The organism is Halobaculum roseum (genome assembly GCF_019880245.1).
In the GTDB taxonomy this organism is placed as follows: domain Archaea; phylum Halobacteriota; class Halobacteria; order Halobacteriales; family Haloferacaceae; genus Halobaculum; species Halobaculum roseum.
Map to the genome: position 1 here is coordinate 983,853 of NZ_CP082286.1, position 12,571 is coordinate 996,423.

Annotated in this window: 13 protein-coding genes; 7 read left to right on the top strand and 6 right to left on the bottom strand. The window is 69.1% G+C overall.

The features are described from left to right. Nucleotides 1-19 precede the first annotated feature (19 nt). Together K6T36_RS04950 and K6T36_RS04955 are read right to left on the bottom strand one after the other, a co-directional pair. Complete coding sequence (locus K6T36_RS04950) at nt 20-766, bottom strand: methyltransferase domain-containing protein (RefSeq protein WP_222922867.1); 747 nt, start codon at nt 764-766, stop codon at nt 20-22. Next, nucleotides 763-1,158: a nascent polypeptide-associated complex protein gene (locus K6T36_RS04955; protein ID WP_222922868.1), complete on the bottom strand. Its 396-nt coding sequence runs from the start codon at nt 1,156-1,158 to the stop codon at nt 763-765. The genes K6T36_RS04950 and K6T36_RS04955 overlap by 4 nt, the downstream gene beginning before the upstream one ends. 141 nt (nt 1,159-1,299) lie before the next feature. Between K6T36_RS04955 and K6T36_RS04960 the strand changes: the two genes are divergently transcribed. Further along, on the top strand, nt 1,300-2,094 hold the full coding sequence (locus K6T36_RS04960) for a creatininase family protein (protein ID WP_222922869.1): 795 nt from the start codon (nt 1,300-1,302) through the stop codon (nt 2,092-2,094). Next, nucleotides 2,091-2,849: a 2-keto-4-pentenoate hydratase gene (locus K6T36_RS04965; RefSeq protein WP_222922870.1), complete on the top strand. Its 759-nt coding sequence runs from the start codon at nt 2,091-2,093 to the stop codon at nt 2,847-2,849. The genes K6T36_RS04960 and K6T36_RS04965 overlap by 4 nt, the downstream gene beginning before the upstream one ends. Before the next feature lie 209 nt (nt 2,850-3,058). Here K6T36_RS04965 and K6T36_RS04970 read toward each other — a convergent pair whose 3' ends face one another. After that, the gene (locus tag K6T36_RS04970) at nt 3,059-3,760 is read right to left on the bottom strand and encodes an O-methyltransferase (protein ID WP_222922871.1); all 702 of its coding nucleotides are present in this window, start codon (nt 3,758-3,760) and stop codon (nt 3,059-3,061) included. A gap of 124 nt (nt 3,761-3,884) precedes the next feature. Between K6T36_RS04970 and K6T36_RS04975 the strand changes: the two genes are divergently transcribed. Beyond that, nucleotides 3,885-4,565 (top strand): DNA methyltransferase, encoded by a 681-nt coding sequence (locus K6T36_RS04975; protein WP_222922872.1) that lies wholly within the window; start codon nt 3,885-3,887, stop codon nt 4,563-4,565. Nucleotides 4,566-4,581: 16 nt separating this feature from the next. On the opposite strand, the gene K6T36_RS04980 is transcribed toward K6T36_RS04975, so the two are convergent. Continuing rightward, nucleotides 4,582-5,043: a CopD family protein gene (locus tag K6T36_RS04980; protein ID WP_225935188.1), complete on the bottom strand. Its 462-nt coding sequence runs from the start codon at nt 5,041-5,043 to the stop codon at nt 4,582-4,584. Between the two features lie 158 nt (nt 5,044-5,201). Here K6T36_RS04980 and K6T36_RS04985 point away from each other — a divergent pair, with 158 nt between their 5' ends. The 4 genes from K6T36_RS04985 to K6T36_RS05000 all read left to right on the top strand — a co-directional run bounded on the left by K6T36_RS04985 (nt 5,202) and on the right by K6T36_RS05000 (nt 10,609). After that, nucleotides 5,202-6,878: an acyl-CoA mutase large subunit family protein gene (locus tag K6T36_RS04985; RefSeq protein ID WP_222922873.1), complete on the top strand. Its 1,677-nt coding sequence runs from the start codon at nt 5,202-5,204 to the stop codon at nt 6,876-6,878. 39 nt (nt 6,879-6,917) lie between these two features. Continuing rightward, nucleotides 6,918-7,304 carry a methylmalonyl-CoA epimerase gene (mce, locus tag K6T36_RS04990; protein ID WP_222922874.1) on the top strand — a complete coding sequence of 129 codons (387 nt, stop codon included), beginning with the start codon at nt 6,918-6,920 and terminating at the stop codon, nt 7,302-7,304. 94 nt (nt 7,305-7,398) lie between these two features. Further along, a complete protein-coding gene (locus K6T36_RS04995; protein ID WP_222922875.1) occupies nt 7,399-9,372 on the top strand; it encodes a class I adenylate-forming enzyme family protein in 1,974 nt (657 codons plus the stop codon). Between the two features lie 88 nt (nt 9,373-9,460). After that, the gene (locus K6T36_RS05000) at nt 9,461-10,609 is read left to right on the top strand and encodes an acyl-CoA dehydrogenase family protein (protein WP_222923364.1); all 1,149 of its coding nucleotides are present in this window, start codon (nt 9,461-9,463) and stop codon (nt 10,607-10,609) included. A 122-nt stretch (nt 10,610-10,731) separates the two neighbouring features. Here K6T36_RS05000 and K6T36_RS05005 read toward each other — a convergent pair whose 3' ends face one another. Together K6T36_RS05005 and K6T36_RS05010 are read right to left on the bottom strand one after the other, a co-directional pair. After that, nucleotides 10,732-11,523, bottom strand: a complete 792-nt coding sequence (locus tag K6T36_RS05005; protein WP_225935189.1) for a DUF2182 domain-containing protein — start codon at nt 11,521-11,523, stop codon at nt 10,732-10,734. Nucleotides 11,524-11,574: 51 nt separating this feature from the next. Next, nucleotides 11,575-12,186, bottom strand: a complete 612-nt coding sequence (locus K6T36_RS05010; protein WP_222922876.1) for a DUF1326 domain-containing protein — start codon at nt 12,184-12,186, stop codon at nt 11,575-11,577. Nucleotides 12,187-12,571 lie beyond the last annotated feature (385 nt).

Sequence of the window (12,571 nt, forward strand, 5' to 3'; positions counted from 1 at the left end):
CAGGATTCGTCCCGTTGGATTATCGCGCGGTCAGGCGAGCGAACAGCAGATAGCCGGTGTGACCGACGCCCGCTGTGCTCGGGCGGGTGCCGCGCTCGTCGACGGTGAGTTCGCGCTGGATCGTCTCCAGCGTCTCCACGTCGCCGAGGCCGGCCTCGCGCGCGGCGAGCTCGGTGTCGCGCGCGTCCTCGACGAACGGCGTGTAGACGGCGACGTAGCCGCCGGGGACGAGCAGTTCCGGTGCCCGCTCGACGACCGCGGCGGCGTCGGCGGTGTCGAGCGTTATCAGATCGAACGGTTCGCCGGCGGCGAGCTCGTCGAGTTCGTCGGTGAGATCGCCGGTCCGAACCTCGACGCGGTCGCTCACGCCGCCCAGCTGCATATTGGCGCGGGCGTTCTCCGCGAACTCCGGGTCGATCTCGTAGGTGGTCACCTCGGCGCCGATCCGCCCGAGGTAGCCCGACAGCACCCCGGTTCCGGTGCCGGCGTCGAGCACGCGGTCCCCCGACTGCGCGCCGGTGTGGCCGACGACGAGCCCGATGTCGCGGGGCATCATCGGCGCGCCGGTGCGCTCGAAGTGGTTGAACAGGTCCGGTCCGCGGAGGCGACGGACGTGGAACGCCTCGTCGAGATGCGTCTCCAGTACGTCGCCGTGGGCCACGTCCTCCGGGACCTCCAGCACGCCGAGGTCGGTCTGGAGTTCCTCGCCGGGGCCGCGGAGGTACTCGCGGTCCGAGTCGGCGTGAACCAGGAGGTACGAGCTCACTCCAGCTTGGAGATCGCCGCGGCGAGGTCGCCGTCGACGTCCTCGAGCGCCTCGCGGGCGTCCGCCTCGCTCACGCCCGCGCGGGTCGCGACGAGCTGCACGTCCTCGTCGGGGACGCCGCCGGCGTCGGCCGCGCCGGCGTCATCCGAACCGCCGTCGTCGGCCGCGGCGTCGTCGCCGGCGCCGAGCTCGCGCGTCGTCGGCTCGCCGACGATCTGGTAGGTCTCCTGGCCCTGGGCGTCCATGCGCGTGACCTGGGCGCCGTCGAACACAAGCTCCTCCTCGCCCGTGCGGATGACGACCTCCTCGGCGTCGATCTCGGTCACGTCGATGCCCATCTGCTTCATCATCTGCTGCATCTTGCGCGGGTTCATCCCGCCGCCTCCGAACATACCCGAGGCGTCGCTCGCGGCGAGCAAAAGCGTGGCGAAGCGGTCGCTGGCGGCGACCGCCGCGGGTACCGGCTATCGACCGGTTCCGCGGTCCCACCGGCACCCCCGCGTTTCATCTCCCCCGCGACCCTCCCCCGTCGCGTGTACCTCTCCCATCAAACCTGGCCGGAGTTGGGCGACTACGTCGCCGAGGAGTCGGTCGCGGTCGTCCCGCTGGGCTCCACCGAGCAGCACGGTCCGCACCTGCCGCTGGCGACGGACTACCTCATCGCCGAGGCGCTCGCGCGCGAGGCGACCGATCGCACCGGGTTCCTCTGTACGCCGCCGGTGCGGATCGCCGTCTCCGAGCACCACCGCCAGTTCCACGGAACGATGTGGGTCGAGCCGGGCGTGTTCCGCGACTACGTCGAGAGCTTCTCGCGCAACCTCGCGTACCACGGTGTCGACCGTATCGTCTACGTGAACGCCCACGGCGGCAACACCCAGCACCTCCGGGAGGTCGGCCGCCGGCTCCGCCGCGACGAGACGGCCTACGCGGTCGAGTGGATGTGGAACGAGTCGATCCCGGATCTCGTCTCGGAAGTGTTCGAACACAACGGCCCCCACGGCGGCCCGAAGGAGACGGCGATGATCATGCACATCGCCGAGGAGTTGGTCCGGACGGATCGACTTGAGTCGGCCCGCGACGGCGGCATCGTCGACCTCGCCGACGCGAACCTCCGGACCAACGGCGCGCGGACCTTCTACGACTCCGCCGACAACTCCGGGAACGGCGTCTTCGGCGACCAGACCGACGCGACGCCCGAGAAGGGGGAGGAGCTGTTCGAGGCCGCGACCGACCAGCTCGTCCACCTGCTGGAGTGGATCGACGACCAGCCGTTCGCGGACCTCACGCCGAAATCGCACGTGGATCCACAGCCCGGCAGCCGCCGATGAAGGACGCGACGGCCGAGGAGCTGGCGGCGGCGCTCGCGGACGCGCACGCGACCGCCTCGTCCGTCACCCCTGGCACGCTCCCGAGCGTCGACTCGACGGCCGACGCCTACCGGGTTCAGGAGCGGCTCGTCGACCGGCTGCGGGACAGGCGAGGGGAGCCGGTCGGCTACAAGATCGGCTTCACGAACGAGCGCGTCCGGCGGGACCTGGCGGTCGACGAACCCGGGTACGGCCGGGTGCTCGACGGGACCGTCCGGTCCTCGCCGGCGACCGTCGGCGCCGGGGAGTTCGTCGATCCGCGGATCGAGCCGGAGATCGCGTTCCGGCTCGGTGCCGACCTCCCGGCCGACGCCTCGCGCGACAGCGCTCGCGACGCGGTGGCTGCGGTCGTCCCCGCGATCGAGGTGGTCGACAGCCGGACCGGGTGGGAGTTCGACGCGCCGCTGGCGGTGGCGGACAACTGCCTCGACGCGGGACTCGTTCTCGGCGAGGGAACCGATCCCGCCGGCCTCGCGCTCAGCGAGGAAGCCGTGACGCTCCGCGTCGACGACGACCCGGTCGACTCGGGCGTCGGCGCCGACGCGCTCGGGCACCCGCTTGCGGCGCTCGCGTGGCTCGCGGACGCGGTCGACGGCCTCCCGGCCGGCACGCTCGTCACGACCGGATCGCTGACGGAGCCGATCCCCGTCGCCGCCGGGGAGACCGCGATCGCGACGTTCGCGTCGCTCGGGAGCGTCGAGCTCCGGGTTCGGTAAGGCGAACAGGCGACACCCGCGGTCGGTCCGGGACTCGGGGCGCGCCCCTCCGCCCCGCTGTCCCTCCCGGCGTCCCTCGGACGATCCGGACCTCGTTCCCGTCGCGGCGTGTCGCACACCCGCTTCACGCGACGGGGCGGTTCTCAGCGCATGCGGGGGCTGGTGCCGGTTCGGTATTTGAACGCTCGTCTCGACGCCTGACTGATCCGCTAATCGACTTTCGTGCTCACGGCGAGTCCGGAACCGACCGGGAGGACCGTCGTCTCGAAGGCGTCGTCGGCGCGGACGGCGTCGAGGTAGGCGGCGATGCCGCGGGTCTGCTCGTTCGCGGCGTCGAGCGCGGCCGCGCCGGCGTCGGCGTCGGCGTCGGCGTCGCTGTGGCTTCCGTCGTCACCCTCCACGGCCGCCAGCAACGCGTCGAAGTCGATCGGGCCGCGCATGATGTTATCCGCAGCGACCACGCCGCCTGGGGCGAGCTTGTCGCGAACGGCGCGGAAGGCGTCCGCGTAGCGCTCCTTCTGGTGGTCGACGAGGACCACGTCGAAGGGACCGTCGTAGCGTTCGATCGTCTCCATCGCGTCGCCCCCCTCGAAGACGCAGCGGTCCGCGAGCCCCGCGTCGGCCATAAACTTCCGGCCCTGGTCGAGTTCGTCGGCGTCGAACTCCGTGAGGATCACGCGCTCTGCGCCGCCGCGGAGGAACCACGAGGCGGAGTAGCCGAACCCGGAGCCGAACTCGAAGACGGTCTCGGCGTCGGTGAGCCGCGCGAGCAGGCGGAGGACGGCGCCCGACTCCGGGCCGATGTTCGGGAAGTCGTGCTCGTCGGCGAACGCGGCCATCTCCGCCTGTACGTCGGTGTGCTCGGGGCCGGTCGCGCGGACGAACCGGGAGACCTCGTCTGTGAGTACCATGCGGGAAGATCGACGGCGGGCGACTTGTATCCCGACGCCGGAGTCGGGGCCCGCTCGAACGAGGTCCCCGTCCGGGTGGGTCGGCGTGGATTTATCCGGCTCGCTCGCGCCGGATCGGCACGCGATGGACACCCACCTCACGCTGGAGTTCGGCCACCGCGATCCGCTCCCCGGCGGCCACGACGACGAGGTTCGGACGCCCGACGTGCTCGTCGAGCGGTTTCTGCGGGAGTACACAAACCCCGGCGACCGCGTGCTCGACCCGTTCGCGGGGTTCGGGACGACGCTGACCGTGGCCGAACGCCTGGGTCGGGTTCCGGTCGGCGTCGAGTACGAGGCCGACCGCGTCGCCGCGATCCGCGACCGCCTCGGCGACGACCACGGCGGCGAGGTGCGCCACGGGAGCACGCTCGATCTCGACGGGTCGTGGTTCCCTCCGTGCGACTGCTGTTTCACGTCGCCGCCGTTCGATACCCACACCATCGACCTGAATCCCTTCGAGAACTACGAGGGCGAGAGCACGTACGCCGACTACCTCGACGACATCGAAGCCGCGTTCCGCGGCGTCGCCTCCGCGATGGTCCCCGGCGGCACCGTCGTGATCGACATCGTGAACGTCCGCGAGGGCGAGCACGTCACCCCGCTGGCGTTCGACGTGGCCGACCGCGTGTGCGACGTGCTCCGGTTCGACGGCGAGGTCGTGATCGAGTGGGAGGGGGAGGGGTACGAGGGCACGACGGGGCGCTACGGCTACGGGTTCGATCACTCGTACTGTCTGGTGTTCGAGAAGCGGGCGGCGGAGTGAGCGGTGCGGGTCGACGTCAGGCCGCCAGGTAGCCACCGAGCACGAGCAGGACGAACCCGACGACGGCCGCGGCGTTGTAGAAGGTGCCGGCGTCGCGGGCGGCGGTCCGGACCTTGCGCTGTTCGAGCGCAGAGCGGACCTTGCTTCCTCCGACCTCGACGAGCCCGGTCATGACGAGCCACAGCGTCAGCATCGTGAGCACGACGTGGCCGCGCGGCGGCGCGAACAGCCCCTCGGCGCCGTACACCGTCGCGGCCATGTGCCCGCCGGTCGCGACGAACACGAGCGCGCCGACGCGGGTGATCGTGGAGACGCCGGAGACGACGCTATCGAGTAGCTCCGGGCTCGCGTCGCCGTCCCTCGCGAGCGGGATGACCTTCCAGGCGGTGAGGACGACCGCGCCGACCCAGAGGCCGGCGAACAGGGTGTGGAACACGTACGCCGCGGTGAGCGCGGCTTGCATCGGAGCGACTTGCACGAGCGATCCCACCCACGGCAGACGCATAAATCCCACACGACGCGGCGACGGTCGCGGCCGCGGTCGTCGCTTCAGTCGTCGCCTCAGTCGTCGCCACTTGGGGCTATCGGAGCTCCGTCTCCCCCTCGCTTAAGCCGCAGGCCGACGAGGCGTTAGGCATGTTCGACCCCGACGACCTCGAATCGATCCGCGAGGGCAAGCGGGAGTGGGAGGAGGAGACCCTCTCCCCGACGCTCGACCGCTTCGGGGAGCGAAAGGAGGAGTTCACGACCGACACCGGCGGACAGGAGGTGAAGCGGCTGTACACCCCCGACGACGTGTCCGACCTCGACTACGAGGAGGACATGGGGTTCCCCGGGGAGGAGCCGTACACGCGCGGCGTCTACCCGACGATGCACCGCGGGCGCCTGTGGACGATGCGCCAGTACGCCGGGATGGGCACCGCCGCGGAGACGAACGAGCGTTTCCAGTACCTCATCGACCAGGGCTCCTCGGGGCTGTCGATGGCGTTCGACCTGCCCACCCAGATGGGCTACGACTCCGACGCCGCGATGGCCGCCGGCGAGGTCGGGAAGTCCGGCGTCGCTATCGACTCCCTGGAGGACTTCGAGCGCGTCTTCGACGACATCCCGCTGGACGAGGTGTCCACGTCGATGACGATCAACGCGCCCGCCTCGATCCTGCTGGCGATGTACGTCGCCGTCGGCGACCGTCAGGGCGTCGACCGCGCGGAGCTCCGCGGCACCATCCAGAACGACATCATGAAGGAGTACATCGCGCGCAACCTCTACATCTATCCCCCGGAGCCGTCGATGCGGTTGATCACGGACATCTTCGCCTTCTGCGCCGAGGAGACTCCCAAGTTCAACACCATCTCCATCTCGGGGTACCACATCCGCGAGGCCGGCTCCACCGCCGCCCAGGAGATCGCCTTTACCCTCGGCAACGGCATCGAGTACGTGCAGGCGGCCGTCGACGCCGGCCTCGACGTGGACGAGTTCGCGCCGCAGCTGTCGTTCTTCTTCAACGCCCACAACAACATCCTCGAGGAGGTGGCGAAGTTCCGCGCCGCCCGCCGGATGTGGGCGAAGATCATGGAGGAGCGCTTCGGCGCGGAGAACCCCAAATCGAAGCAGCTGAAGTTCCACACCCAGACCGCCGGGTCGACGCTCACCGCACAGCAGATCGAGAACAACGTCGTCCGCGTCGGCTACCAGGCGCTGGCGGCCGTCCTCGGCGGCACCCAGAGCCTCCACACAAACGGGAAGGACGAGGCGCTGTCGCTGCCGACCGAGCAGTCCGTCCGGACGGCGCTTCGCACCCAGCAGATCCTCGCCCACGAGTCGGGCGCCGCCGACACGATCGACCCGCTGGCGGGCAGCTACTACGTCGAGGATCTCACCGACGGCATCGAGGAGGAGGCCTTCGAGATACTCGAGGAGGTCGACCGCCGCGGGGGGATGCTCGACGCCGTGAAGAGCCAGTGGGTCCAGCGCCAGATCCAGGACACCGCCTTCGAGCGCCAGCGCGAGATCGAGGAGGGCGAGCGGGTCATCGTCGGCGTCAACGAGTACGAGGTCGAGGAGGACGCCCACGTCGACCTCGAGGAGGTGTCCGAGGAGGAGGAACAGGCGCAGATCGACCGCGTGCAGGCGCTCCGCGACGACCGCGACGACGAGGCCGTCGAGGACGCGCTGGCGTCGCTGCGGGACGCCTGCCGCGGCGACGCGAACGTGATGCCCCACATCGTCGACGCGGTGAAGGCGTACGCGACGGTCGGCGAGATCGCCGACGTGATGCGCGAGGAGTTCGGCGAGTACAAGCCCGGGCAGTAGACGGCCCCATTTATTTTCCGCGCGCCGTACGCGTCGCGTATGCACCTCGATCACGCCGGGATAGCGACCGACGACGCCGCCGATCTGGCGGCGCTGTACGCGGATCTCCTCGACTGTGAGATCGTTCACGAGGAGGAGTTCGACGGGATGGCGGTCGTCTTCCTCGAACTGGGCGGCTCGTATCTCGAACTGCTGGAACCCCTCGGCGACGAGGGGACGATCGCCGGCTACCTCGACCGCAACGGGCCGGGGATCCACCACCTCGCGTTCGCGACCGACGACATCGGGGGCGCGCTCGACCGCGCACGCGACCTCGGGATCGAGTCGATCGACGAGGAGCCGCGGCCCGGCGCGTGGGGTCACGAGGTCGCCTTCCTGCATCCCCGCGACACCGGCGGCGTGCTCGTCGAGTTCGTCGAGCACTGAGGCGTCCTCCCCTCCCTCTCTTCTCCTCTCGCGTCGCCGGCGCGGTCCCGTACCGATGGAAAGAGGGTAGTGGGATGGGGTACATCCGGGTTCCATGCGCGATTGGCTCTCCCACCGGGTCGCCGCCACGCCGGACGCGGAAGCGCTCGTCCTGGCGGCCTCGGGGGAGTCGCTGACGTACGCGGACCTCGACGCCCGCGTCGAGGCGCTGGCGGCCCGGTTCGCCGGGCTGGGCATCGAGCCGGGGGATCACCTCGCGGTCGTCCTCGGCAACCGGATGGAATACGTGGCGCTCGTCCACGCGGCGATGCGGCTGGGCGTCCGGCTCGTCCCCTGCTCCGATCGGCTCACGGCCGCGGAACTTGCACCGAAACTCGCGACCGCCGACGCGACGGCGCTGGTGTGCGGCGACGATACCGAGGCCGTCGCCGTCGCGGCGGCCCTCGGCGACCCCTTCGTTGGAAGCGACGCGGACGGGGAGGACCCCGGCGAGGGCGACGCCGACGAGGGCACCCCCGGCGGGAGTGACGCCGACGCGACGGCGACGGGCTGGCGGTCGGTCGACGGCTTCGAGCCCGCGCGGGTGGACGAGCGCGGCGGCGACGAGGGGGAGGAGGGCGCGACGGCCGCCTCTCCCGTTCCGGTCGTCTCGCTCGACGACCCGGACGACGACCGCGTCGTCGGCATCGACGCCGCGCCCGACGGGGAGGTACCCGCCGTTCGCTGGGGTCGCGGCGACACGCTCGTCATGCTGTTCACGTCGGGGTCGACCGGGAAGCCGAAGCTCGTGCCGCTGTCGATGGGGAACGTGCTCGCGTCGGCGACCGCCTCGGCGTTCCGGCTGGGCGTCCTCCCCGACGACCGCTACCTCGCGACGCTGTCGCTGCACCACACCGGCGGGATCATGCCGCTGTACCGGGCGACGCTGTACGGGACGAGCGTCGTCCTCCGGGAGTCGTTCGACGCCGGCGGCGCCGTCGACGACATCCGCCGGTACGACGTGACGGGCGTCTCGCTCGTGCCGACGATGCTCTCGCGGATGCTCGAGGCCCGCGGGACGCTGCCCGATTCCCTGCGGACGGTGCTGCTGGGCGGCGCGCCCGCGCCCGACTCGCTGATCGAGCGGTGCCGCGACTTCTCGGTGCCGGTCCACCCGACGTGGGGGATGACCGAGGCCGCCTCCCAGATCGCGACCGCGCGCCCACGGGAGGCGTTCGACCGCGTCGGAACCGTCGGTCGGCCGCTGCTGTGGACCGAAGTATCCGTCCGCGACGAGGACGGCGCGGCGCTGCCGGCGGGCGAGACGGGTGAGCTCGTGGTCTCCGGGCCGTCGATCGCCGCGGGGTACTACGGCGACGCGGCCGCGACGGACGACGCCCTGACCGACGACGGCGCGCTCCGCACGGGCGACGTGGGCTACCGCGACGAGGACGGCTACGTGTACGTGCTCAACCGCCTCGACGACCGGATCGTCTCCGGCGGCGAGAACGTCGACCCCGGCGAGGTCGCCGCGGCGATCCGAGACCATCCCGGCGTCGACGACGTTGCCGTCGCCGGGATCCCGGACGAGGAGTGGGGCGAGCGCGTCGCCGCGCTCGTCGTCCCCGCGGGGAACCCAGATCCCGATCTGGACGCCGCGGCGGTCGATTCGTTCTGCCGCGACCGGCTGGCTGGGTTCAAGATCCCACGCACTGTCGCCTTCGTCGAGGAGCTCCCCCGGAGCGTCTCCGGGACCGTCGAGCGACCGGCCGTGCGAGACCGCCTCGAACGCGCCAGGGACGCGGAGGCCGAGGCGGAGGAGTCGGACGGCCCGGCCGACCCGGACGATCTGGGCGACGCCGATGGAGCGTCCGGCGTCGACGAGGCCGCCGGCGCCGACGGGAAGACAGCCTCCGCCGAGGAGGACGCGGACGGAACCGCCGACGCCGACGGTGACGACGGTTCGGATGGTATCGCCGGCGCCGACGGTGACGACGGTTCGGATGGTATCGCCGGCGCCGACGAACACGGCCGTGGGGACGATACCGAGGGGACCGGCACAACGGAAGAACCCGACGACGAGGAGTAGTCATCGCTCCGTAAACGCGAAACCTCGGGTCGGCCGTTTCACGGAGGTTATGGTCGGGGGTTCCCGAGTGGGAACCATGAACACGGATCTGGGTCTGCTCGACGAATCGCTGGTTCCGGAGCACGCGCGCGACGTGAAACGGGAGGCGCGCGAGTTCGCCGAGGAGCACATCGCGCCCGTCGCACAGAAGCACTTCGAGGCCGACGACTACCCGTGGGAGGTGCTGGAGGCCGGCCAGGAGGCGGGCCTCGTCGGCCAGGACATCCCCGAGGAGTACGGCGGCCGCGGGCTCGACATCTATCAACTGCTCGCGATCGCCGAGGAGTTCTACCGCGCGGACGCCGGCATCGGACTGACGCTGATGCTGGCCTCCTTCGGCAACGAGCTCGTCTACGACTACGGCTCCGAAGAGCAGTGCGAGGAGTACGTCCGCCCCGTCGCCGAGGGCGACCAGATCTCCGGGCTCGCGGTGTCGGAGCCGCAGACGGGCTCGGACCTCGCGGGCATGACGACGACGGCCGAGAAGGTCGACGGCGGCTACGAGATCACCGGCGAGAAGTACTGGATCGGCAACGCCGTCGAGGGCGACTGGCTCACCGTCTACGCGAAGACCGGCGACTCCGAGGACCGCTACGGCAACTACTCGCTGTTCATCGTCGAGACGGACCGCGACGGCTACGAGGCCGAGCACATCCCCGAGAAGATGGGGATGCGCGCGTCCAAGCAGGGCCACATCGTCATGGAGGACTGCTTCGTGCCCGAGGAGAACCTGATCGGCGCCGAGGGCGGCGGCTTCTACATGCTCGCGGACTTCTTCAACCACGGCCGCGTCGTCGTCGGGGGCCACGGCATCGGCCTCGCCGCGGCAGCCATCGAGGAGGCGTGGGACTTCGTTCACGACCGCGAGGCGTTCAACCGGAACATCTCGGAGTTCCAGTCCGTCCAACACGACATCGCGGACATGCGCACCGAGTTCGAGGCCGCCCGATCGCTCAACTGGCGCGCCGCCGAGAAGCTCCACGAGGGGGACAACGCCGGGCTGTGGGCCGCGATGGCGAAGCTCAAGTCGACGGAGACGGCCGTCGACTGCGCCGAGCGCGGGATGCAACTGCACGGCGGGCGTTCGATCCTCACCGAGCGCCGCATCGCGCGGGTGTACCGCGACGTGCGCATCCCGGTGATCTACGAGGGCGCAAGCGAGGTGCAGCGCAACCTCGTGTACCGGCAGTCGCAGTAGGATCGCCCGTCGGAGTCAGGGGGTTTCGGGGATCTCATCGTTGAAACCGTTCCCGTTCGGCACCGGAGGCGAAGGGGATCAAGTGGTGGGTTTGGAGGAGAGGTCCAGTGGGAGGGGGCCGATCAGGCTACGGCCGCGATCACGAGAATGACACCGGCTACACCGGCGACGACGCCGACCGTCCTCGCCAGGCGGTCGCCCCACTCGACGACCCGCTCCAACGACAGCACCACCGCGATCACGGCCATCCACAGGATATTCATCGAACCGACGACGATCATGACGGCGAACAGGGCCCAACAGCATCCGACGCAGAAGACGCTGAATCGGAAGCTCATCTCCGCCGCTCCGCGAATCCCTGGTCGGTGGTACTCCACGAGAAACCCGAGCGGCGTCCGACAGTATTTCAGACACCGGTTTTTGTACGGAGAGAGCTGATAGACGGACAGCAGCAACAGGGTTCCGCCGAACAGGATAGCGCTGTTCCGGTTGACGATCGCAGCGATCGGCACCACGGCGTTCACGAGGAGCGGAACGATCCCCGTGATCGCCCAGACGAGCGCGTACGTCCCCATGAACGCACCCACACGCACCGCTTTCCCCGCCGTTGTCGTCTCGTCGAGAGTTTTGTAGTACAGCCGGAATAGCGAGACCGACGACGGGTACATCATCGCGATCATCATCACGCCCCACATGACCAGATAGAGGCCAACTCCGGTGAATCCGTTCGAGAGTGCCATCGCCTCCGGCGCGCCGGGATCGGACATCCGGAGTCCCGACACCGTCCCTGGCATCGGAAGCCAGCGTCCGATGATCGCCACCCACGCGAGCAAGGCGACCCCGTAGGTGACTAGGGCAACGACGGGAATACGTCGACGGTCAACGAACCCCCTGAACGGGTTCAGTATACTCATCACGTCACCTTCCGACTCCCGTAACTCGGTCCGAAAACGGTCGTGTCATCGTTAGGCGTTCGCCAGATCGAACTCGGCGAAGTACGAGTTGTTCCCCGAGACGTCCCATGCGAATTCGTCGTTGTACGACACCGTCGCCGTCCTCGACTTTCCGGTCTTCGGCTCCATCCCTTTCGCGAGCGGGTGCGGTGAAACGGTGCCGATATCCTCGTTGAAGCCGGCCTTCCCGACCACATCCATGGTGACCACGTCACCGACCGTGGAGGAGATCTCGTCGTCCTCCTTGGAGAAGGTGATCGGGGCCGTCGTGACCTCGGTGGTTTCGAAGTGAGCGTCGGCAACGGCGGCCCAGATTCCACCGGCCCGACCGAAGTATATCTCTTCGAGCGCGGCCCGCTGATCGTCGTCGGCCTCGTCGTCGATGAGGAGCGCGACGTACCACTCCGTGTCGGGCGCGAACATGACGCCCTCCTCGGTGTAGGCGAGCATTGCTACCTTGCGTCCGGTTAGATCCGTATCGCCGTACTGCCCGTCCTCGATGTTCCAGACGAGTGAGACCGTACAGACATCATCGTCCGGAGGCTCAAGCCAGACGCACTGACACGCGACTTCGCAGTTACAGGCTTCGACGTAGTCTCCCGTGATCCGCCATTCGGTTGTCATCGTAGAACACCGTGTCCCTTGATGGCAGGCGACATATTAGCTATATTGGACTATTGTTTGTTAGATCCGTTCAGGGTACTAGGTGATTATCGGGGAGGTTCCACCGATCGGTGCTGAGGATTCCCTAGACCAGCGGTAGCTGTCCGTGTGACGTACGATCCAACAACCGAGAAGATCAGCCCTGCGAGGACAGTTGCGACATCCAACACGAGCATGTCGGTTCCCTTCGTGAGGGATGCAGGCGAAGTATTTCATGGATGATAGGCCCCGGAACCACCTAGTAGCGTCATACTGAGGCTCAGACTCGCAACCCCAACCCCCGCCCGTCGAAGTATCCGCGGGATCTCAAATTTCATTGATCCAGCCGATCTCTCCTCCCAGCAAG

What these genes read in the sequence shown, in the direction of transcription:
- K6T36_RS04965 (WP_222922870.1), top strand. Translation starts at nt 2,091, where the DNA reads ATGAAGGACGCGACGGCCGAGGAGCTGGCGGCGGCGCTCGCGGACGCG.
- K6T36_RS04985 (WP_222922873.1), top strand. Translation starts at nt 5,202, where the DNA reads ATGTTCGACCCCGACGACCTCGAATCGATCCGCGAGGGCAAGCGGGAG.
- K6T36_RS04975 (WP_222922872.1), top strand. Translation starts at nt 3,885, where the DNA reads ATGGACACCCACCTCACGCTGGAGTTCGGCCACCGCGATCCGCTCCCC.
- K6T36_RS04970 (WP_222922871.1), bottom strand. Translation starts at nt 3,760, where the DNA reads ATGGTACTCACAGACGAGGTCTCCCGGTTCGTCCGCGCGACCGGCCCC.
- K6T36_RS05010 (WP_222922876.1), bottom strand. Translation starts at nt 12,186, where the DNA reads ATGACAACCGAATGGCGGATCACGGGAGACTACGTCGAAGCCTGTAAC.
- K6T36_RS04955 (WP_222922868.1), bottom strand. Translation starts at nt 1,158, where the DNA reads ATGTTCGGAGGCGGCGGGATGAACCCGCGCAAGATGCAGCAGATGATG.
- K6T36_RS04995 (WP_222922875.1), top strand. Translation starts at nt 7,399, where the DNA reads ATGCGCGATTGGCTCTCCCACCGGGTCGCCGCCACGCCGGACGCGGAA.
- K6T36_RS05005 (WP_225935189.1), bottom strand. Translation starts at nt 11,523, where the DNA reads ATGAGTATACTGAACCCGTTCAGGGGGTTCGTTGACCGTCGACGTATT.
- mce (WP_222922874.1), top strand. Translation starts at nt 6,918, where the DNA reads ATGCACCTCGATCACGCCGGGATAGCGACCGACGACGCCGCCGATCTG.